Origin of the sequence: Rhizobium sp. BK098 (assembly GCF_014193155.1) — a bacterium.
GTDB lineage: Bacteria > Pseudomonadota > Alphaproteobacteria > Rhizobiales > Rhizobiaceae > Rhizobium.
In genome coordinates this window covers 109,649-129,512 of sequence record NZ_JACHYY010000006.1, presented here as the reverse complement: position 1 = coordinate 129,512, position 19,864 = coordinate 109,649, and the positions used below count along the sequence as shown (strand labels likewise).

The window sequence follows — 19,864 nt, the reverse complement described above, 5'->3', positions numbered from 1 at the left end:
ATTCCTGACGGAAAACCGCTGCGCATTTTTCCTGGAAGTGCTTGAGGCCGGGCCACGCGTCGAACTCGTCAGGCGAGGATATCCGATCCCATGCCGAGGATTTTCTGGTCGATTTCGCCGATGGCCTTCTTGTCCTTGCCGTCATAATCGAGCGTCAGCAGAATGTGACGGATAAGGTTCAGGCGCGCGCGCCGCTTGTCGTTGGCGCGCAGGACGGTCCAGGGTGCGTGGTCCGTATGCGTGTCCTTCAGCATGCGGTCGCGCTTTTCGCTGTAATCCTTCCATTTCGGCAGGGCGGCGATATCCATCGAGGAAAGCTTCCAGACGGCGCGTGGATCGTGGCGCCGGTCGTGGAAACGCTTCAGCTGCATCTCCCGGCCGATATCGAGGTAGAATTTGAAGAAATGGATGCCGTCCTGAACGATGAGTTTCTCCATCTGCGGCGCCTGCTTCAGGAATTGCTCGTATTGCTTCGGCGTGCAGAAGCCCATGACTGGCTCCACCCCGGCGCGGTTATACCAGGAGCGGTCGAAGAGCACGAATTCGCCCGCCGTCGGAAACTGGGCGACATAGCGCTGGAAATACCATTGGCCGCTTTCGCGGTCGGTCGGCTTCGTCAACGCCACCACGCGCGCCAGACGAGGGTTCATATGGGCCGAGGTCGCAGCGATCGAGCCTCCCTTGCCGGCGGCATCGCGTCCCTCAAAGAGCGCCATCACCCGCTTGCCGGTCGCCTGCAGCCAGAACTGCACCTTGATGAGTTCGATCTGCAGCGTTTTCAGCTCATCGAGATATTCTTCTTCCTTCAGCTTCTTCTTGTAGGGATAACCGCCCGAGGTCAGCGCCTCGTCATCGATCCAGCTCGGCAGCACGGGGTCATCGACATCGAAGATGCGCTTGATGCCGTGGATATCCAGCTCCACCGCCCGGCTCTCTGTCTTCTCCCCCATATCTCGGCTCCTCGGCTGTTTACATGGCGTTAACCCTGCCGCCGGCGGCGGCAAAAAGCTTGGCCAGAAAACTGGGGCATTTATTCAATAGTTTCAAGCCTTTTGCCGCCGCCCTATTTTGCCGGCTACATTTATTTTTGCCAGTTACTGGCTTCTGTGGATAGAGCCGAATACTTCTGTCATGAATCGCAGATAAGACGCGGAATCCAGCGTTCCATGATGGCAGGCGAAGGACGGCGCAGTTGGAAGACGAATGGTCATTTGTCAGGAAGTTGGCGGTGCGGCTGCGGCAGGAGAGCGCCATCCTGGTTCTGGCGACGCTGATTGCCGCGCTCGCCCTCGTCGAAGGCATCAACACCGGCGCCGTATTCTGGATCTGGGCGATCGTCATGATCGTCACGCTCATTCGTCCGCCGCTGGTCGAGCGGGTGGAGGTGCCGTCACAAGCCGAACCTGCGCCTGCCGATGCGCAAACCCTGTTGCGCACCGCCTTTGCGGGACTTGCGGCGCTCGATATGCCGGTGCTGATCATCGACCGCGAGGCGTCGGTGCTGGTGCAGAACATGGCCGTCGAAAAAGCCTTCGGTGCCTTTCCGATCGGCGCACATATTTCCTCCAAGCTGCGCTCGCCGGGTCTGCTCGATATGGTACGCGAGACCATCGCCACCAATGCGCCGAACCAGATCGAGCATTCCGAGCGACTGCCATCGGAGCGGGTCTATGTCGTGCGCATCGCGCCGATCGATCTGCCTGAGATCGACAGGCAGGAAGATGCGCTCTTTCTGCTCTCGTTCCGCGACATATCGGAGTTGCGTCACATCGATCGCATGCGTTCGGACTTCGTTGCCAATGCCAGCCATGAATTGCGCACGCCCCTAGCATCGCTGCGCGGCTTCATCGAGACGATCCAGGGGCCTGCCAAAGCCGATCCGAAGGCGCAGCAGCGTTTCCTCGGCATCATGTTCGATCAAACCACCCGCATGAGCAGGCTGGTGGACGATCTCCTGTCGCTGTCCAGGCTGGAGCTGAAGTCGCATATCGCGCCGGATCAGAAGGTGGATCTCGTCCCCTTGCTCGGTCATGTGCGTGACTCCCTGCTGCCGCTTGCGGGGGATCTCGACGTGACCATCAATCTGCATTTGCCGGTGGGCAAGGTGGAGGTATTGGGGGATCGAGACGAGCTGGTGCAGGTCTTCGAGAACCTGATCGAGAACGCCTGCAAATACGGCCAGGAAGGCAAGTCGGTGGAGGTTTCGCTACTCAGCGGTGCCGGCCAGGCCGTCGAAGTGGTCGTCTCGGACAGGGGGCCGGGCATACCCGCAGAACATGTGCCGCGCCTGACCGAGCGGTTCTATCGCGTTAACGTTGAGGACAGCCGGTCCAAGAAGGGGACCGGTCTCGGGCTTGCCATCGTCAAGCACATTCTGACCCGCCATCGCGCCAGACTGATCGTCAAGTCGGAAGTCGGAAAAGGTACCGACTTCACAGTCCGCTTCTGACAACCTCCACCTATCCCAGTATGGGCGGCGATTTATCCAAATTATATCAGGCATATAGCCTGTCATAATTGTTTCACTCGCCTGACATAAAAGGGCGGTGTTTTCGCCAGTAAGAATGGACTGCTGAAAAAGTGGATGTGGCCTCCACCTCGGCGCTCTTCAAAGCTCATCAGGGGGATTCGTTGTGAATGCTTTGAAAATGTCCGTTCTTGCGCTGGTTGCATCGGTTGCCCTGGGCGGCACTGCAACCGCCCGCGATCAAATTCAGATCGCCGGCTCATCGACCGTATTTCCATATGCCAAGATCGTTGCCGAAACCTTCGGCGAGACCTTTACCGATTTCAAGACTCCTGTGGTCGAGTCCGGAGGCTCCGGAGCCGGCCTGAAGGAATTCTGCAAGGGTGTCGGAACGGATTCCATCGACATCGCCAATTCGTCGCGCCCGATCAAGGACAGCGAAGTCCAAGCCTGCAAGGCGGCCGGCGTCACCGATATCCAGCAGATCAAGATCGGCTATGACGGCATCGTCTTTGCCTTCGACAAGAGCAATCCGGACATCAGATTCGAACCCGTCGATCTCTATAAGGCGATTGCCGCCGAAGTGGTCGTCGATGGCAAGCTCGTCGCCAACCCCTACAAGAAGTGGTCTGAGATCAATCCATCGCTGCCGGATTTTGAAATCGCTACCTATATTCCGGGTGAGAAGCACGGCACGCGCGAAGTCTTCGAAGAGAAGGTGCTTGCCGCCGGCTGCAAGGCTTCTGGCGCAGCCGATGTCATCAAGGCCGCAGTCTCCGATGCTGCTCAGCAGGCGAAAAAATGTGTTGCCGTGCGCAAGGACGGCGCTGCTGTTGATATAGACGGCGACTATCCCGAGACGCTGGCCCGCATCAATGCCAACAAGCACGGCATCGGTGTGTTCGGCTTGTATTTCTTCCAGAACAACGCCGACAAGCTGAAGGTTGCCACCGTCAGCGGCATCGTGCCCTCGGGTCAGACGATTGCCGATGGCACCTATCCGGTATCGCGGCCGCTGTTTTTCTACGTCAAGAAGGCCCATCTGGGTGTCATCCCGGGGCTCAAGGAATATGTCGATTTCTTCACGAGCGATCAGATGATCGGACCGGACGGCCCGCTGGCGGAATATGGCCTCGTGCCGGCACCGGATGCTGAGCGCGACCAGATCCGTAAGGATGTCGCGGTCGGGAAGATTATGTGAATGCTGAAGGGTCGAGCGCCGGTGCGGCTTTCCGCTGTGCCGAGGTTCGCCGGGGAATGGGAATGAGTGTATCGCTGCTGCTGCTCTGCTTGTCGGTCTTCGGCGCCTCCGCTTTCGTGCTGGGGCGGGTGAGGGCGGCTGCGCTGTCGGCCGGCAGGTCCTCGTCCATGCATTCCCGGCTCGGCTATCACGGCGCCTATGCCGCTATATGGGCTGTGCTTCCCGCTCTCGCGCTCGTCTGCGTCTGGCTGATCGTCAGCCCCATTGTGATCGATCGCGTAGTGACGAAATCCTTTCCCGAGGAAGTAAGGTCTTTGCCGCAGGCGGAGCTCAATCTCAGCTACGGCATGGTGCGCAGCATCGCCCGCGGGATGCGCATGCTCGAGAGCCAGGAGCTCGCCGATGTCGATGGCGGCAAGGCTGATCTTCAGTTGCTGCTGGCGCAGAAGGGCGTTCCGCTCGCCGTTCGCCCCACGGGCTACATGATCGACGCTGCCAACAAATATAATGGCATGCGCGAAGCGAGCCGCATGGTCATGTCGGCAGCGGCAATCGCCCTATCGCTGCTTTGCGCAGCCCACGGCCTTCGTGCCATCGCCCCACGTTTTCGCGCCCGCAATCGTGTGGAACAGGTCATTCTCGGAGCCCTGATCGTCGCTTCCTCCATCGCGGTGCTGACGACGGTCGGCATCGTCGTTTCCATGCTTTCGGAAGCGGCGCGTTTCTTTAGCATGGTGCCGGCCAGCGAGTTCTTCTTCGGCACGGTCTGGGACCCGCGCTTCGCCGGCGCCGGCACGCAGACTTCAGGCACCTTCGGCCTGATCCCGCTGCTGGCGGGCACGATCTATATCGGGCTCGTTGCCATGCTGTTTGCTGTGCCCATCGGCCTGTTCGCGGCGATCTACATGGCCGAATACGCCTCGGCGCGCGTCCGCTCCATCGCCAAGCCGATGCTGGAGGTCCTGGCCGGCATCCCGACGATCGTCTACGGCTTCTTCGCCCTTGTCACCGTCGGCCCCTTCCTGCGCGATATCTCAGCCGAGATCGATGGCTTGATGACGGGCAACTATAAAAGTTTTATCGAGGCACAGAGCGTTTTGACGGCCGGCTTCGTCATGGGCGTTATGCTCATCCCTTACGTTTCCTCGCTGTCGGACGATATCATCATGGCCGTGCCGCGCTCGCTGCGCGACGGTTCGCTTGGCCTCGGCGCCACGCGGTCGGAAACGGTCAAGCGTGTTCTGCTGCCGGCCGCCCTTCCGGGCATCGTCGGCGCACTGCTGATGACCGCGTCGCGGGCGATCGGTGAAACCATGATCGTGGTGCTGGCGGCCGGCGTGGCCGCGCGCATGCAGCTCGATCCCTTCGAACCGATGACGACTGTCACCGTGAAAATCGTCAACCAGCTGACCGGCGATCTGGAGTTCACCTCGCCGCAGACGCTCGTCGCCTTTGCACTCGGGATCACGCTGTTCTTCCTGACGCTGTGCCTCAACGTCTATGCGCTCTACATCGTCCGTCGATATAGGGAGCAATACGAATGAGCGACGTCGTATCCTCCTCTCAGCTCAACATGCCGCGCGGCCTGACGCCGGGTGCGTCGGTGCGTCGCGATATCGGCATCAGACGGCGCTATGCCGCCGAACGCCGCTTCCGCGCCTATGGGCTCACTGCCGTCATTTTCGGCCTTATCTTCCTCATCATCCTGATCTCCACCGTGGTCCGCACGGGTTATACCGCCTTCGTTCAGACCTCGATCAACCTGCCGATCGAATTCACCGAGGAGGTGATCGACCCCGCAGGCAAGCGCGCCAGCGATCCGAAAGTGCTGATATCAGCCAACTACCCGGTACTGGTGCGGGATGCGCTGGTGAAAGCCTTGAGCATCGATCCCGCCAATCGCGCGCTCGTTCGCGAGGCGACGGCCATGGTGTCGGACAGTGCCAGGATCGCGCTGCGCGACAAGGTCGTTGCCAATCCCTCGATCATAGGGACGACTGAGAACGTCACCTTCCTTGCAAGCTCCAATATCGATTCAGCCAACAAGGGCCAGATCGATCTGACAGTCGATGAGAAGGATCGCAAGATATCCGACCGCCAGGTCGCCTGGATGAAGCAACTCAGCGAAAGCGGCGCGCTTTACAAGGCCTTTAACAGCGGTCTCTTCCTGTCGGGCAACTCGAGCCGGCCCGAAGCCGCCGGGCTCGGCGTCGCTCTGATCGGCTCGTTTTACCTGATGCTGACCGTTCTCGTGCTTGCCTTGCCGGTCGGCGTCGCCGCCTCGATCTATCTGGAGGAGTTCGCGTCGAAGAACCGGCTGACGGATCTGATCGAGGTCAATATCAACAATCTCGCGGCCGTCCCTTCGATCGTCTATGGCTTGCTGGGTCTCTCGGTCTTCATCAACATAATGGGTCTGCCGCGTTCGGCCTCGCTGGTCGGCGGTCTCGTGTTGAGCCTGATGACGCTGCCGATGATCATTATCGCCACACGCTCGGCGTTGCGGGCCGTGCCGCCGTCGATCCGCAGCGCAGCGCTCGGTCTTGGCGCATCGCGCATGCAGGTGGTCTTCCATCACGTGTTGCCGCTTGCGATGCCCGGCATTCTGACGGGCACGATCCTGGGGCTTGCGCACGCGCTTGGCGAGACTGCGCCGCTGCTTCTGATCGGCATGGTCGCCTTCGTCGCCAACTATCCGGCATCGCCGCTCGATCCTTCGACGGCGCTGCCGGTGCAGATCTACATGTGGGCGAGCGAAGCCGAGCGGGCCTTTGTCGAAAGGACGTCCGGCGCCATCATCGTGCTTCTCTTCTTCCTCGTCGCGATGAACATCGGCGCCATCCTGCTGCGCCGCCGCTTCGAGCGGCGCTGGTAAGGGAGGGCGCACGAAATGAACATGATGACGGAAGCCGCCAGCGAAAAAGCATTGTCCAGGAAGATGATGACGATCCCCTACAAGATGATCGGCCAGGACGTTTCTGTGTTCTACGGCGACAAGCGGGCGCTCTTCGACGTCAATCTGAAGATCCGCGCCAATACCGTCACGGCTTTGATCGGCCCTTCCGGTTGCGGCAAGTCCACCTTCCTGCGCTGCCTCAACCGCATGAACGATACGATCGAGACCTGCCGGGTCACTGGCAAGATCACGCTCGACGATCAGGATGTCTACGACGACAGCATCGACGTGGTGGAGTTGCGCGCCCGCGTCGGCATGGTCTTCCAGAAGCCCAACCCATTCCCAAAGTCCATCTTTGAGAACGTCGCCTACGGCCCGCGCATCCATGGCCTGCATCGCTCAAAGGCCGATCTCGAGCATATCGTCGAGACCAGCCTGCAGAAGGCCGGTCTCTGGGGCGAGGTCAAGGATCGGCTCCATGATGCCGGCACGAGTCTATCGGGCGGTCAGCAGCAGCGTCTGTGCATCGCCCGCGCCGTCGCGGTCAGTCCGGAGGTCATCCTGATGGACGAGCCATGCTCGGCGCTCGATCCGATCGCGACCGCCAAGGTCGAGGATCTCATCCACGAGCTGCGGGAGAATTTCACCATCGTCATCGTGACGCATTCCATGCAGCAGGCAGCCCGCGTCTCGCAGCGTACCGCAATGTTCCATCTCGGCCATCTGGTCGAGGAGAACGACACCGATAAGATGTTCACCAATCCCGACGATTTCCGCACGCAGGATTACATCATGGGCCGTTTTGGTTGATGATGTCAGGCGCGCGGCTCATTTCACACAGTTCACCTTGAGGATAGAAAAATGGTCTCCACTCACATTCTCTCTGCCTATGACGAAGACCTGAAGTTCCTGACGCGCCGCATTGCTGAAATGGGCGGCCTGGCAGAGCAGATGGTTAGCGACAGCGTACGCGCGCTGGTCAATAGCGACGCTGCCCTGGCCCAGAAGGTCATCTCCGACGACGTCGTTCTCGACCATGCCGAGCGCGAAGTCGGCGACAAGGCGATCGTTACCATCGCCCGCCGTCAGCCGATGGCGGCGGACCTGCGTGAAATCATGGGCTCGATCCGCATTGCATCCGATCTGGAGCGCGTCGGCGATCTCGGCAAGAACACCGCAAAGCGCGTCATCGCCGTCCAGGGCACCGGTGTCCCGCGCCGTCTCGCCCGCGGCATCGAGCATCTCTCCGAACTGGCGCTGAGCCAGCTCAAGGAAGTTCTGGATGTCTACGCGACCCGCTCGCCGGACAAGGCCGTATCGATCCGCGAACGCGACGAGGAAATCGACGCCATGTACACCTCGCTCTTTCGCGAGATGCTGACCTACATGATGGAAGATCCGCGCAACATCACCACCTGCACGCATCTTCTCTTCTGCGCCAAGAACATCGAGCGCATCGGCGACCATGCCACCAACATCGCCGAGACGATCTATTACATGGCGACGGGCGCGCAGCCGGAAGGCGAGCGCCCGAAGGACGATACCGCCAATACCGTCGGCGCAGTGACCGAATAATCCGAAAGCGAAGAAAGGAGACCATAGGCGCATGGTTCCGAGAGTTGCTGTTGTAGAAGACGAGGAAGCGCTCAGCGTTCTGCTGCGCTACAATCTTGAGGCCGAAGGCTTCGAGGTCGACACGATCCTCAGAGGCGATGAGGCCGAGCTGCGTCTCCAGGAGCGCATCCCCGATCTCCTGATCCTCGACTGGATGCTGCCCGGCGTATCGGGCATCGAGCTCTGCCGCCGGCTGCGTATGCGGCCGGAGACTGAGCGCCTGCCGATCATCATGCTGACGGCCCGCGGCGAGGAAAGCGAGCGCGTGCGCGGGCTTTCGACCGGCGCGGACGATTATGTCGTCAAGCCGTTCTCGACGCCGGAGCTGATGGCTCGCGTCAAGGCGATGCTGCGGCGTGCCCGCCCGGAGGTTCTCTCCACGGTGCTGCGTTGCGGCGATATCGAGCTGGACCGCGAAACCCATCGCGTTCACCGCAAGAGCCGCGAAGTGCGGCTGGGGCCGACGGAATTCCGCCTGCTGGAGTTCCTGATGTCCTCGCCGGGCCGCGTCTTCTCGCGTTCGCAGCTGCTCGACGGCGTATGGGGTCACGATATCTACGTCGACGAACGCACGGTCGACGTCCATGTCGGCCGCCTGCGCAAGGCGCTCAACTTCTCCAATATGCAGGATGTCATTCGCACCGTTCGCGGCGCGGGCTACTCCATGGAGGCCTGAGCGGGGATACCCGATCAGGCATCAACATAGCGGCGGAAACAGAAAACGGGCCTCAAGGGCCCGTTTCTTTATCTCAGTCATCAAGCTTCTCAGCCACGCGGCTGGGCCGGCCTACGCCGTTCATGCACCGGCTGGTAGGCCAGGCGCTGATGGTAGGTGCAGTAAGGCGATGAATCTGGGCTCTCATTGCCGCAGAAATGGAAATCGTCCTTCAGCGGATCGCCGACCGGCCACTTGCAGGTGCGCTCCGTCAGTTCCGTCAGGCCGAGGCGGCGGGAGATCGGAACGACGACGTTCGATGCCGGGCGATACTGGATTTCGTTGACGGAATCGATCTCGATCTCTTCCTTCAGCATGGTTGCGCCCTGCTGGCGGGCAACCACCGTGCGGGTAGCAACGCGCGATCCGTAGGTCGCAGCGCGAGGTGCCGCTGCGCTGCGCTTCGGCGTGCGCGCTGCGGTTGTCGCGCCGCCCGCCTTCGCTCGGCCGGGGAGGTTCAGGCGATGCACCTTGCCGATGACGGCATTACGGCTCACGCCACCGAGCTGCGCAGCGATCTGGCTGGCGCTCAATCCTTCGGACCATAGCTTTTTCAGCTTCTCGACGCGTTCGTCTGTCCAATTCATGCCCTGTCTCCGCTGTCGCGTTTCCGATGGCAGAATCCCTCACCATTGCCTCGCATGGTATCGAGGCGCGAAACGCTCTAAAATTGTGGTGACTAGTTCCGCCGCATGCAGTCTAGCAATTGGTTTTTAACCTAGTGTGAGGCTGACTCCGTGACAAGAGTCGCGGGAATCTTGAGGAATCGATTTCGAGGTTTTCCCCAACTTGCTGTCCGGGCGTGGCATTTCTGCCATAGGCGCCGCCCGACGCATCTCTTTTGCCGGCAAGCGTTTTCTCGCACCTGCTAAAACGGCAGTTTTGTTGACATCGCGGTGCAAAACATCAATAGTGCCCAAGCCGCCGCAAGGCGGCATTTTTGATTTTTTCGGACCCGTTTCATCAAATGGAAGCGATCGGTCCTTAAAGTTGTGATCAGGAGATATGGCCATGGCCGAGACCACGCCGCTTTACGACACCTACTTGCGCGCTCCGCTGCGGTTCGAGCGAGGTGAGGGCGTCTGGCTGGTCACTGAGAATGGCGAACGCTACCTCGATTTCGCAGCCGGCGTCGCGGTCAATTCGCTCGGTCATGCTCATCCCCATCTTGTCGCCGAGCTGAAGGCGCAGGCCGACAAGGTCTGGCACCTGTCCAACCTCTATGAGGTGCCCGGCCAGGAGAAGCTGTCGAAGCGGCTGACGGAAGTGACCTTCGCCGACAAGGTGTTCTTCACCAATTCGGGCGCGGAGGCGCTGGAGTGCGCCATTAAGACTGCGAGGCGCTATCAATTCGCCAAGGGGCATCCCGAGAAGTTCCATATCATCACCTTCGAAGGCGCCTTCCACGGCCGCACCATCGCAACGATCGCCGCCGGTGGCCAGGAAAAATATATCGAAGGATTCGGCCCGAAGGCACCGGGCTTCGACCAGGTGCCCTTCGGTGATCTCGACGCCGTCCGCGCCGCCATTACCGATGCGACGGGCGCTATCCTGATAGAGCCGGTGCAGGGCGAGGGCGGTATCCGCCCGGCGACCAACGAATTCCTGCGCGGGCTGCGGGAGATCTGCGATGAGCACGGCCTGCTTTTGATCCTCGACGAAGTACAGTGTGGTGTCGGCCGTACCGGCAAGCTCTTTGCCCATGAATGGTCCGGTATCAAGCCTGACATCATGGCGGTCGCCAAGGGTATCGGCGGCGGTTTCCCGCTCGGTGCGTGCCTTGCGACGGCGGAAGCCGCTTCCGGCATGAAGGCCGGCACGCATGGCTCGACCTATGGCGGCAATCCGCTTGCCATGGCAGTCGGCAATGCGGTTCTCGATATCGTGCTTGCCGAAGGCTTCCTGCAGCATGTGCGCGATGTCTCGCTGGTCTTCCGCCAGGGGCTCGCCTCGCTCAAGGATCGTTTTCCTGACATCATCGAGGACGTTCGCGGTGAAGGCCTGATGCTCGGCATCAAAGCGGCCATTCCGCAGGCGGAATTGCTGCAGGCGATCCGTGCCGAGCATCTGCTCGGCGTTCCGGCCGGCGACAACGTCATCCGCCTGCTGCCGCCGCTGGTCGTCACTCCCGAGGAAGCACGCGAAGGTCTCGCCCGCCTGGAGCGCGCCGCCGAGCGCGCGCGCGCTGCCCGCACCAAGAAATCGGCTTGAATTTAACGCCCGCTGTCGGGGCGTTCCTGCCCCACACGGGCGTTATTGTTTTTTCTGGAGCACAGGTAAGGACATGGCTTCTCCGAAACACTTTCTCGATCTCTCTGCCGTTCCGGCTGCCGATTTGCGCAACATCATCGATGACGCGATCGTCCGAAAGAGCGCGCAGAAGGCCGGCACGGCCGACAGGCCGCTTGCCGGCAAGATGCTGGCGATGATCTTCGAGAAGCCGTCCACCCGAACCCGTGTCTCCTTCGACGTCGGCATGCGGCAGCTCGGCGGCGAGACGCTGTTCCTCTCCGGCACCGAAATGCAGCTTGGCCGCGCCGAGACGATCGGCGATACGGCGAAAGTGCTATCGCGCTATGTCGATGCGATCATGATCCGCACCACCGATCATTCCCGCCTGTTGGAGCTGGCGGAACATGCGACCGTCCCGGTCATCAATGCGCTGACCGACGATACGCACCCCTGCCAGATCATGGCCGATATCATGACCTTCGAAGAGCATCGCGGCCCGATCAAGGGCAAGACGCTTGCCTGGACGGGCGACGGCAATAACGTGCTGCATTCGCTGATCGAAGGGGCCGCCCGTTTCGGCTATCGCATGAATATGGCGGTACCCCTTGGTTCCGAGCCGAAGGATCACTATCTGAACTGGGCCCGCAACGAGGGCGCCGAAATCATGCTCTCGCATGATGCAGACCGTGCGGTCGCCGGCGCCGATTGTGTGGTAACCGATACCTGGGTTTCCATGAATCAGGAACACCGGGCACGCGGTCACAACGTCTTCCAGCCCTATCAGGTCAACAAGGCTTTGATGGCACAGGCCGGCAAAGACGCGTTGTTCATGCATTGCCTTCCAGCCCATCGCGGCGAAGAGGTGACGGACGAGGTGATCGACGGTCCGCAATCCGTTGTCTTCGATGAGGCGGAAAACCGCCTTCATGCGCAAAAGTCGATTCTTGCTTGGTGCCTGGGCGCGATCTGAGGATATGAAGCCGCGTTTTAAGGGCGCGGGCGCAGTAGGAGTAAAGCAATGGCCGAAAATGCAGCCTCGCTGGGTCAGTTTGATTTCGCCGGTGACGATCACGTCGTTCCCTTCCAGGTGGAAGGTCTGGACGTGCGCGGCCGTGCCGTGCAGCTCGGTCCGCTGCTGGACGCGATCCTTGCCCGGCACGATTATCCGACGCCGGTCGCGCGGCTGCTCGCCGAAGCCATCGTCCTGACCGTCCTGCTCGGTACGTCGCTGAAATTCGAAGGCAAGTTCACCGTGCAGACCAAGGGCGACGGTCCCGTCGACCTTCTGGTCGCCGATTTCTCGACGCCGGAAAACGTTCGGGCCTATGCGCGTTTCAATGAAGAAGCGCTGGCAAAGGCAGTTGCGGAAGGCAGAACCGAGCCGGAACAGCTGCTCGGCAAGGGCGTGCTCGCCTTCACCATCGATCAGGGCCGTTTCAGCCAACCTTATCAGGGTATCGTCGCGCTTGATGGTGCCTCGCTCGAAGAGATCGCCGGCACCTATTTCCGCCAGTCGGAACAGATCCCGACGCGCGTGCGTCTGGGCGCGGCAGAGCTCTTCGATCGCGATGAGAACGGCAAGCCGCGTCACCGCTGGCGTGCCGGCGGCCTGATCGCGCAGTTCTTGCCGGAAGCGCCCGAGCGCATGCGCCAGCCGGACCTGCATGGCGGCGATGGCGATACCGGTGGGCGCGATCATGCCGAGGATGATGCCTGGGCGGAAGCGCGCAGCCTGGTGGAAACCATCGATGCAGATGAGCTGACGGATCCGCAGGTCGGCACCGAGCGGCTTCTCTATCGCCTCTTCCACGAGCGCGGCGTCCGCGTCTATGAACCGAAGGCCGTCTATGACCGCTGTTCGTGCTCGCGCGACAAGCTGAAGGGCGTCTTGAAAGGTTTCTCAGCCGAGGAGATCGAGGCCAGCCAGGAGAATGGCGAGATCGCCGTCACCTGCGAGTTCTGCTCGACGACCTATCGCTTCGAAGTGTCGGAAATAGAGGTGGCCTGAGGTCGCTCAGTTCAGCGTGCGCAGCAGGTTAGGCGTATCCAGTGAAAAGGCGGGGATCTTGACATGGAATTGCTCCCCGCCGTCCGTTTCCATCTGGTAATGACCGAACATCATGCCTGATGGTGTATCAAGTGGACAGCCCGAGGAATATTCATAGGTATCGCCGGGCTTTAGGTGCGGCTGCTCGCCGACCACGCCGGGGCCTGTCACTTCATCCACGATGCCATTCATGTCGGTGATGTGCCAATAGCGCGTTACCAGCTTCACGGCTTCCTTCGAGTGGTTGGAAATGACGATGCGGTATCCCCAGACATAACGGTCATCATCCGGATCGGATTGCTCCTCCAGATAAAACGGCTCTACAACCACCTCGATGTCGCGTGTTAGGGCGCGATACATGCCTGACACCTTGCCACTGCCCTGAAACGTAGAGCGCTCCTTGAAGCCGCATCGCCGTTTCAGCATTTTCAAGTTTGCGGCATATTATCCGCTTTCCACCATTCCCGCAAAGTGCAGGATATTTAGCGGTATCCTATAACCGATGGTTTCCGTCAAGGAACGACGTAATGAAATCTTGCGTGAACGGTTGGGACGGTTTCGATGCCAGCTATTACGGTTCATGTGGAAGGTTAACCAAGTCGTCTCCAAGTATCCTAGATCACCGTGATTTGATCTTATCTGCCGGAGTAGAGGTAGGCGCATCCTCCGCACTCAGGAAACGCTTGCCACGATTGTCCGTGGACTTCTGTGATCGATGGTCAACCTGATCGCCCGGCATCAAAACCTCCAGGCCATATAACCCCCATTCCTTTTATATGTTCCTCCGACAGGACTTGCATGAGATTCCCCTGCAGCAGGATTTCGGCTATCATCTGATTCTGGCATCGCCCATGCCTCCCCCCTCCATTCGGGAAAGTATATTTCATGCAGGGCCGTCGATATCCAAACCGACTGTTTGAGCGCCTGGCATAAGGAGGGGTTGCGGTCATTGCTCGCAATAGGAGGTTTATATGAGGCTTTCTGCCCCTGTTTATCATTTGAAACGTAAGGCGAGGCTCCTGTCCCGCCAGCAGAACATCCCCTTGCACGCCGCGCTGGATCGCGTCGCGGCCGTCGAGGGTTTCGGAGGCTGGAGTTTGCTTGCGAGCAAAACGAACTCAGCCGTGCCCGTCGGCGAGCTGTATTCGCGTTTAAGCCCGGGCGATCTGGTGCTGATCGGCGCACGGCGCGGTCACGGCAAGACCCTGATGAGCCTGAGGCTCGCCGTCGACGCCATGAAGGCTGGCAACCGTGGCATCTTCTTCACGTTGGAAGACACCGAAAAGGTCGTTCTGGACCGTTTCCCGGTCATCGGTGCCGATCATGCGGAATTTGCTGATCTATTCGAGTTCGATAATTCGGATGCCATCAGCGCCGATTATATCGTGGAGAGGCTGGCTCAGGCATCGCCTGGCACGCTGGCCGTGGTCGATTTTCTGCAACTACTGGATCAGAAGCGGGAGAATCCGGAATTAATGATCCAGGTTCAGATATTGAAGACGTTTGCACGCGCCAGAGGCGTTATCGTCGTCTTCATCTCGCAGATCGACCGTTCCTACGATCCGGCGTTGAAGCCCGTGCCCGATCTTGCGGATATTCGCCTGCCGAATCCCCTGGATCTCAAGCTGTTCGACAAGATGGTCTTCCTGAACAACGGCCTGGTCGAATTCAAGGTCGCCAGCTGACGGGCTGCCAATTGTCTAAAGGCAATCGAGCCGCCTGGAGAAAATCCGGGCGGCTCGACTGATATCAGGCGGAAACCTGCTCGAGCGCGCGAGCGAAATCTTCGACCAGATCGGCGCTGTCCTCGATGCCGGCGGAGAAGCGCACGGTGCCCGGCGAAATGCCGAGCTCGGCGCGGGCCTCGTCGGTGAGGTTCTTGTGCGTCGTCGTGGCAGGATGCGTGATCAGGCTCTTCGAGTCGCCGAGATTGTTGGAGATCTTCACGATCTCCAGCGCGTTCTGCAGCTTGAAGGCCGCTTCCTTGCCGCCCTTCAGCTCGAAGGCAACCAGCGTCGAGCCGCCGCTCATCTGCTTGGCGATGATATCGGCCTGCGGGTGATCCTTTCGGCCGGGATAGATCACGCGGGCGACCTTGCCCGTCTGCTCGGCGAGGAAATCGGCAACCTTGGAGGCATTCGCCGTCTGCTGCGCAACGCGCAGCGGCAGCGTCTCGATGCCCTTCAGCAGCGTCCAGGCGGTAAAGGGCGACATGGCCGGGCCGGTATGGCGGAAATAGTCCTGCAGGTTCTCGTCGATCCACTGCTTGTCGGAGAGGATGACGCCGCCGAGCGAACGGCCCTGGCCGTCGATATGCTTGGTGGCGGAATAGACGACGATATGAGCGCCGAGTTCCAGCGGCTTCTGGAAGAGCGGCGTTGCAAAGACGTTGTCGACCACGACCTTGGCGCCGATCTGGTTGGCGAGGTTGGCGACAGCGGCGATATCGACCACTTCCAGCGTCGGATTGGTCGGGCTTTCGAGGAAGAAGACCTTGGTGTTCGGCCGGATGGCCTTTTCCCAGTTCTCGGTGAAACGGCCATCAACCAGCGTGCATTCGATGCCGTATTTCGGCGCGAGCGTCTCGACCACCCAGCGGCACGAGCCGAAGAGCGCACGGGCGGCAACGATATGATCGCCGGCCTTCAGCTGGCAGAGGATGGCGGCAGAAACGGCGGCCATGCCGGACGCGGTGGCGCGGGCGTCTTCAGCGCCTTCGAGAGCGCACATGCGCTTTTCGAACATGTCGTTGGTCGGGCTGCCGTAGCGCGCGTAGATGAACCCATCCGTTTCGCCCTTGAAGCGGGCTTCCGCCGCTTCCGAGGTGTCATAGACGAAGCCCTGGGTCAGATAGATTGCTTCGGAGGTCTCGCCGAATTGCGAACGGAGTGTTCCGCCGTGAACGAGCTGGGTTGCGGGGCGCCAAGTCTTGCTCATGCCATCACCACTTTCAAAACAAAAAAACCGGTCGCAAAAGCAGACCGGTTCAACCCCGGTCTTTTTAGCCATTTGTTTAACGTGGCTGCAAGCCGACCGGCCAAATCACCACGGGATAAGTTGCAATACTGCCGTTGACGGCTTGCGTCAATTCCCTGAGTTTGGTTTTGTCTGCGGCAAATTATGAGAGAAGCATGATGGCTCGCAATACTGGAATTCTGGCCGACCGGGCCATTGCAGCGCTATTTGAAACAGGGCGGCTGACGAGCGAGAGAGAACTGGACGTCGATCAGATCCAGCCGGCAAGCCTTGACCTCAGGCTCGGCTCGCATGCTTTCCGCGTCCGTGCCAGCTTCATGCCCGGCCCCTCGCATCTGGTCGCCGACAAGCTTGACCGGCTAAAGCTGCATGTCGTCGATCTCTCGGAAGGCGCGGTGCTGGAGACCGGCTGCGTCTATATCGTACCGTTGATGGAGCGCCTGGACCTGCCCGAAGATATGTCGGCATCGGCCAATCCGAAGAGCTCGACCGGCCGTCTCGACATCTTCACCCGCGTCATCACCGATCGTGCGCAGGAGTTCGATAAGATCCCGGCAGGCTATTCCGGCCCGCTCTATCTCGAAATCAGCCCACGTACCTTCCCGATCGTCGTACGTCGCGGCTCGCGCCTGTCGCAGATCCGCTTCCGCGTCGGCCAGGCCCTGCTCACCGAGCCGGAGCTACTGGCGCTGCACGAGAGCGAGACGCTGGTTGCCAGCAAGAAGCCGAATATCACCGGCGGCGGCATCGCATTGTCGATCGATCTTGCCGGCGACAAGGAAGGGCTGATCGGCTATCGCGGCAAGCACCACACGGCCGTCGTCGACGTCGACAAGAAGGCCCAGCACGATATTTTCGATTTTTGGGAGCCGCTCTACAGCCGGGGGCGCACCGAGCTGATCCTCGATCCCGATGAGTTCTATATACTCGTCTCGCGCGAGGCGGTGCATGTTCCCCCGCATTTCGCCGCCGAAATGACGCCGTTCGATCCGCTGGTCGGCGAATTCCGCGTCCACTATGCCGGCTTCTTCGATCCGGGCTTCGGCCATGCACCGGCCGGAGGCCGCGGCAGCCGCGCCGTGCTGGAAGTGCGCAGCCATGAAGTGCCCTTCATCCTCGAGGACGGCCAGATCGTTGGCCGCCTGATCTACGAACACATGCTGGAACAGCCAAGCAGCCTCTACGGCTCCGGCCTCGGCTCGAACTATCAGGCACAGGGCCTGAAGCTTTCGAAGCATTTCCGGCTGTGATCCGTCGCTGACCGGCCTTGACAGAGGCCGCCAACTGTTGGACATCTCAGGGTGTCAGGCGGGTGTAGCTCAATGGTAGAGCAGCAGCTTCCCAAGCTGAATACGAGGGTTCGATTCCCTTCACCCGCTCCATAATCTTCACGCAAGAAGCGGTCTCTTCGATTTCAGCGCTTCCTTTAGCGCATCTCCAAAGATTGCGATCGGCCGCGCCAGCCGCCCGGCTGGCGGACGATGCACCAGCCAGTTGACGACTTTCGGGCTGAAATCCGGTGCCTCGACGATTTCGACCAAATCGCGCCAGCGGCTGTGCGCCAATGCCGCCGGCGTCAAGACGCCGATGCCGAGCCCGCGCGCGACCAGCGACATGCGCAGATCGGCGCTCATGGCCTCGACCCCGACGTCGAAGGGCAGGCGCTCGGCTTCGAAGCGATGCTGAATGAAGGCGCGGAAGCCGCAGCCGCTCTGGTTCATGATCCAGGGAAAACGGGAAAGATCCTCAAGCCTCGGTTGCTTGGGGACGCCAAGCGAAGGCGCCGCGACGAGAATGACGGCATGGACTCCGAGCATCTCGCCGACGACATTATCCGGCGGCTGCACCCCCTCCGGCAGGCAGACGGTTGCCGCATCGAGCTGGCTGTGAGCGACCTGCTCGATCAGTTGCGGCGACCAGCCAGTGACGATGCGCAGCGTCAATTGCGGAAACTGACTGCGCAACTCATCAAGCGGAGCGGATAAAGCCGCTTCGGAAAGATAGGGCATGATCCCGAGACGGAATTCGCCGCCGATCGCACCGCCGGGCGAAACCCCGGCCTTGAGATCGTCGAGCGAGCGCAACACGCGGCGCCCATGCTCGTAGGCCTCGCGGCCTGCCGCGGTCGGCCGCAGGGGCTTTGACTGCCGGTCGAGCAAGGCGATGCCGAGGCTGTCTTCCAGGTTCTGTATGCGTCGGGTGATGCCGGGCTGGGTCAGATTGATGCGCGCCGAGGCGGCAACAATCGAACCCGTTTCCACCACGGCGACGAAGGCTTCCAGATCATGAATGTTCATGCCGAACTCGCATAATCATTATTAGTTCATTTCAATTGCCGCATTATGCGACAAGGCGATACACATGGCTATCATTATTATCAAAGATTATTGGAGAGCTTATGTCGCAAGTCCCCGAACACATGACGAGCGAGCCGGAGGAAGAGGTTTCCACAACGGCTGCTCCTTCGACCTTGTTGTTCGCCATCGCCACCGGCGTTATCATCCTCAATCTCTTTGCGCCTCAGACGCTGGTCGGCATCATCGGCCCGTCGCTCGGCTTTTCCGAAAGCGGTGCCGGCCTGGTGGCCATGGCTTCGCTGCTCGGCTATGCCGCCGGCCTGTTCTTTCTGGTGCCGCTGGCAGATCTCATGGAAAACCGGCAGCTGGTGCTGCGCATGCTTCTCTCGGCTCTGGTCATGGCTATTGCCGCCGCCTTCGCACCGACGGGCTGGAGCCTTCTGATCTTCCTCTTCCTGCTGGGAGCAGCTTGTTCCGCCATCCAGATCCTCGTGCCGATCGCGGCAGCGATGGCGCCGCCTGAACATCGTGGCCAGGTTATCGGCAATGTCATGAGCGGCGTCATGGTCGGCATTCTTGTCTCGCGCCCGTTGGCGAGCCTGATTGCCGACTTTTGGGGCTGGAGAAGTTTCTATGCCTTGAGTGCCGCAACGCTTGCACTGCTCGCCGCTGTGCTTGCCTTACGCCTGCCGGAGCGACGCCCTCTGATCAACGCGAGTTACGGGGCCTTGATCGGTTCGCTCTTCGGGCTCCTGCGGGAGGAGCCGGTGCTGCGGCTGCGTGCCTTCACGGCAGCCTTGATGATGGCGAGCTTCAGCCTGTTCTGGACATCCGTTGCCCTGCGTCTCGCGCAGCCACCATTCTCACTCGGCCAGTCCGGCATCGCACTGTTTGCCCTCGTGGGCGCCGGCGGGGCTGCCGCGACTTCCGTCTTCGGCCGCATGGGCGACAGCGGCTGGACGCGGACGGCGACATTGGCGTCGCATCTGATCGTACTTGCCGCCATGGCGCTGGCTGCCTGGGTGGGTGGAATACGGTCTGGCGACTCTGTGGCGCTATTGATCCTTCTGGGCGTCAGCGCGGTCTTGCTCGATGTCGGCGTCACAGGCGATCAGACCCTGGGTCGTCGCGCCGTCAATCTCCTGAAGCCGGAAGCCCGCGGCCGCATCAACGGTCTCTTCGTCGGCATATTCTTTCTCGGCGGCGCGCTGGGATCGGCTCTTGCCGGAACCGCCTGGGATTTCGGCGGCTGGGTTGCCGTCTGTGCAGGGGCCGCGGGCTTCGGCGTGATTGCTTTGATCACAGGCCTTGCCGCGCGCATCTAAACAGCGCAGGCAACGCGACCGCACTTGCGAATGCACTGCCGCATCGCCATCTGTAGCGCATTCAAGCGGGCGTCAGACAAGCGTGTAAGAACGG

At 60.7% G+C, this 19,864-nt stretch carries 18 protein-coding genes, 1 tRNA gene and 1 riboswitch; of the genes, 14 read left to right on the top strand and 5 right to left on the bottom strand.

The window, feature by feature from the left end; all coding sequences use genetic code 11:
- Positions 1 to 68: 68 nt before the first annotated feature.
- Positions 69 to 950 carry a polyphosphate kinase 2 gene (gene ppk2, locus FHT73_RS17035; RefSeq protein ID WP_112607999.1) on the bottom strand — a complete coding sequence of 294 codons (882 nt, stop codon included), beginning with the start codon at positions 948 to 950 and terminating at the stop codon, positions 69 to 71.
- Positions 951 to 1,222: 272 nt separating this feature from the next.
- Here ppk2 and phoR point away from each other — a divergent pair, with 272 nt between their 5' ends.
- From phoR to phoB, 7 genes are all read left to right on the top strand, one after another.
- On the top strand, positions 1,223 to 2,449 hold the full coding sequence (gene phoR, locus FHT73_RS17030) for a phosphate regulon sensor histidine kinase PhoR (RefSeq protein ID WP_183713646.1): 1,227 nt from the start codon (positions 1,223 to 1,225) through the stop codon (positions 2,447 to 2,449).
- 184 nt (positions 2,450 to 2,633) lie between these two features.
- On the top strand, positions 2,634 to 3,668 hold the full coding sequence (locus FHT73_RS17025) for a substrate-binding domain-containing protein (protein ID WP_183713179.1): 1,035 nt from the start codon (positions 2,634 to 2,636) through the stop codon (positions 3,666 to 3,668).
- A gap of 62 nt (positions 3,669 to 3,730) precedes the next feature.
- Entirely contained in the window at positions 3,731 to 5,212 is a 1,482-nt protein-coding gene (gene pstC, locus FHT73_RS17020; protein WP_183713176.1) for a phosphate ABC transporter permease subunit PstC, read from the top strand.
- A 29-nt stretch (positions 5,213 to 5,241) separates the two neighbouring features.
- Positions 5,242 to 6,543 (top strand): phosphate ABC transporter permease PstA, encoded by a 1,302-nt coding sequence (gene pstA, locus FHT73_RS17015; protein ID WP_183713644.1) that lies wholly within the window; start codon positions 5,242 to 5,244, stop codon positions 6,541 to 6,543.
- 15 nt (positions 6,544 to 6,558) lie between these two features.
- Positions 6,559 to 7,374, top strand: a complete 816-nt coding sequence (gene pstB, locus FHT73_RS17010; protein ID WP_183713173.1) for a phosphate ABC transporter ATP-binding protein PstB — start codon at positions 6,559 to 6,561, stop codon at positions 7,372 to 7,374.
- Positions 7,375 to 7,425: 51 nt separating this feature from the next.
- Positions 7,426 to 8,139: a phosphate signaling complex protein PhoU gene (gene phoU / locus FHT73_RS17005; RefSeq protein ID WP_015338719.1), complete on the top strand. Its 714-nt coding sequence runs from the start codon at positions 7,426 to 7,428 to the stop codon at positions 8,137 to 8,139.
- Between the two features lie 31 nt (positions 8,140 to 8,170).
- Positions 8,171 to 8,854, top strand: a complete 684-nt coding sequence (gene phoB / locus FHT73_RS17000; RefSeq protein WP_004128368.1) for a phosphate regulon transcriptional regulator PhoB — start codon at positions 8,171 to 8,173, stop codon at positions 8,852 to 8,854.
- 89 nt (positions 8,855 to 8,943) lie between these two features.
- On the opposite strand, the gene FHT73_RS16995 is transcribed toward phoB, so the two are convergent.
- Positions 8,944 to 9,480 carry a GcrA family cell cycle regulator gene (locus tag FHT73_RS16995; RefSeq protein ID WP_112608009.1) on the bottom strand — a complete coding sequence of 179 codons (537 nt, stop codon included), beginning with the start codon at positions 9,478 to 9,480 and terminating at the stop codon, positions 8,944 to 8,946.
- Positions 9,481 to 9,904: 424 nt separating this feature from the next.
- On the opposite strand from FHT73_RS16995, the gene FHT73_RS16990 reads away from it, so the two are divergent.
- The 3 genes from FHT73_RS16990 to FHT73_RS16980 all read left to right on the top strand — a co-directional run bounded on the left by FHT73_RS16990 (position 9,905) and on the right by FHT73_RS16980 (position 13,133).
- Complete coding sequence (locus tag FHT73_RS16990; RefSeq protein WP_183713171.1) at positions 9,905 to 11,104, top strand: aspartate aminotransferase family protein; 1,200 nt, start codon at positions 9,905 to 9,907, stop codon at positions 11,102 to 11,104.
- Positions 11,105 to 11,177: 73 nt separating this feature from the next.
- Complete coding sequence (gene argF, locus FHT73_RS16985) at positions 11,178 to 12,095, top strand: ornithine carbamoyltransferase (RefSeq protein WP_112608013.1); 918 nt, start codon at positions 11,178 to 11,180, stop codon at positions 12,093 to 12,095.
- 48 nt (positions 12,096 to 12,143) lie between these two features.
- Positions 12,144 to 13,133, top strand: a complete 990-nt coding sequence (locus FHT73_RS16980) for an Hsp33 family molecular chaperone (protein ID WP_112336595.1) — start codon at positions 12,144 to 12,146, stop codon at positions 13,131 to 13,133.
- 6 nt (positions 13,134 to 13,139) lie between these two features.
- On the opposite strand, the gene apaG is transcribed toward FHT73_RS16980, so the two are convergent.
- Complete coding sequence (apaG, locus tag FHT73_RS16975) at positions 13,140 to 13,532, bottom strand: Co2+/Mg2+ efflux protein ApaG (protein ID WP_015338724.1); 393 nt, start codon at positions 13,530 to 13,532, stop codon at positions 13,140 to 13,142.
- Between the two features lie 611 nt (positions 13,533 to 14,143).
- Here apaG and FHT73_RS16970 point away from each other — a divergent pair.
- Complete coding sequence (locus FHT73_RS16970; protein WP_183713169.1) at positions 14,144 to 14,857, top strand: DNA helicase; 714 nt, start codon at positions 14,144 to 14,146, stop codon at positions 14,855 to 14,857.
- Between the two features lie 64 nt (positions 14,858 to 14,921).
- On the opposite strand, the gene FHT73_RS16965 is transcribed toward FHT73_RS16970, so the two are convergent.
- On the bottom strand, positions 14,922 to 16,109 hold the full coding sequence (locus tag FHT73_RS16965; RefSeq protein WP_183713166.1) for an O-succinylhomoserine sulfhydrylase: 1,188 nt from the start codon (positions 16,107 to 16,109) through the stop codon (positions 14,922 to 14,924).
- Between the two features lie 43 nt (positions 16,110 to 16,152).
- Positions 16,153 to 16,231: riboswitch (SAM riboswitch) on the bottom strand.
- A gap of 72 nt (positions 16,232 to 16,303) precedes the next feature.
- Between FHT73_RS16965 and FHT73_RS16960 the strand changes: the two genes are divergently transcribed.
- Both FHT73_RS16960 and FHT73_RS16955 read left to right on the top strand, forming a co-directional pair.
- Positions 16,304 to 17,398 (top strand): 2'-deoxycytidine 5'-triphosphate deaminase, encoded by a 1,095-nt coding sequence (locus tag FHT73_RS16960; protein ID WP_069611245.1) that lies wholly within the window; start codon positions 16,304 to 16,306, stop codon positions 17,396 to 17,398.
- 58 nt (positions 17,399 to 17,456) lie between these two features.
- Positions 17,457 to 17,530 (top strand) — tRNA-Gly (locus tag FHT73_RS16955).
- A 6-nt stretch (positions 17,531 to 17,536) separates the two neighbouring features.
- Here FHT73_RS16955 and FHT73_RS16950 read toward each other — a convergent pair.
- Positions 17,537 to 18,445: a LysR family transcriptional regulator gene (locus FHT73_RS16950; RefSeq protein ID WP_183713163.1), complete on the bottom strand. Its 909-nt coding sequence runs from the start codon at positions 18,443 to 18,445 to the stop codon at positions 17,537 to 17,539.
- 101 nt (positions 18,446 to 18,546) lie between these two features.
- Between FHT73_RS16950 and FHT73_RS16945 the strand changes: the two genes are divergently transcribed.
- Complete coding sequence (locus tag FHT73_RS16945) at positions 18,547 to 19,770, top strand: MFS transporter (protein ID WP_183713160.1); 1,224 nt, start codon at positions 18,547 to 18,549, stop codon at positions 19,768 to 19,770.
- Positions 19,771 to 19,864: the final 94 nt, after the last annotated feature.

Coding starts and splice junctions, on each gene's coding strand:
- ppk2 (WP_112607999.1), bottom strand. CDS start 950: ATGGGGGAGAAGACAGAGAGCCGGGCGGTGGAGCTGGATATCCACGGC.
- pstC (WP_183713176.1), top strand. CDS start 3,731: ATGAGTGTATCGCTGCTGCTGCTCTGCTTGTCGGTCTTCGGCGCCTCC.
- pstA (WP_183713644.1), top strand. CDS start 5,242: ATGCCGCGCGGCCTGACGCCGGGTGCGTCGGTGCGTCGCGATATCGGC.
- pstB (WP_183713173.1), top strand. CDS start 6,559: ATGAACATGATGACGGAAGCCGCCAGCGAAAAAGCATTGTCCAGGAAG.
- phoU (WP_015338719.1), top strand. CDS start 7,426: ATGGTCTCCACTCACATTCTCTCTGCCTATGACGAAGACCTGAAGTTC.
- phoB (WP_004128368.1), top strand. CDS start 8,171: ATGGTTCCGAGAGTTGCTGTTGTAGAAGACGAGGAAGCGCTCAGCGTT.
- FHT73_RS16995 (WP_112608009.1), bottom strand. CDS start 9,480: ATGAATTGGACAGACGAACGCGTCGAGAAGCTGAAAAAGCTATGGTCC.
- FHT73_RS16990 (WP_183713171.1), top strand. CDS start 9,905: ATGGCCGAGACCACGCCGCTTTACGACACCTACTTGCGCGCTCCGCTG.
- argF (WP_112608013.1), top strand. CDS start 11,178: ATGGCTTCTCCGAAACACTTTCTCGATCTCTCTGCCGTTCCGGCTGCC.
- FHT73_RS16980 (WP_112336595.1), top strand. CDS start 12,144: ATGGCCGAAAATGCAGCCTCGCTGGGTCAGTTTGATTTCGCCGGTGAC.
- apaG (WP_015338724.1), bottom strand. CDS start 13,532: ATGTATCGCGCCCTAACACGCGACATCGAGGTGGTTGTAGAGCCGTTT.
- FHT73_RS16970 (WP_183713169.1), top strand. CDS start 14,144: ATGAGGCTTTCTGCCCCTGTTTATCATTTGAAACGTAAGGCGAGGCTC.
- FHT73_RS16965 (WP_183713166.1), bottom strand. CDS start 16,109: ATGAGCAAGACTTGGCGCCCCGCAACCCAGCTCGTTCACGGCGGAACA.
- FHT73_RS16960 (WP_069611245.1), top strand. CDS start 16,304: ATGATGGCTCGCAATACTGGAATTCTGGCCGACCGGGCCATTGCAGCG.
- FHT73_RS16950 (WP_183713163.1), bottom strand. CDS start 18,445: ATGAACATTCATGATCTGGAAGCCTTCGTCGCCGTGGTGGAAACGGGT.
- FHT73_RS16945 (WP_183713160.1), top strand. CDS start 18,547: ATGTCGCAAGTCCCCGAACACATGACGAGCGAGCCGGAGGAAGAGGTT.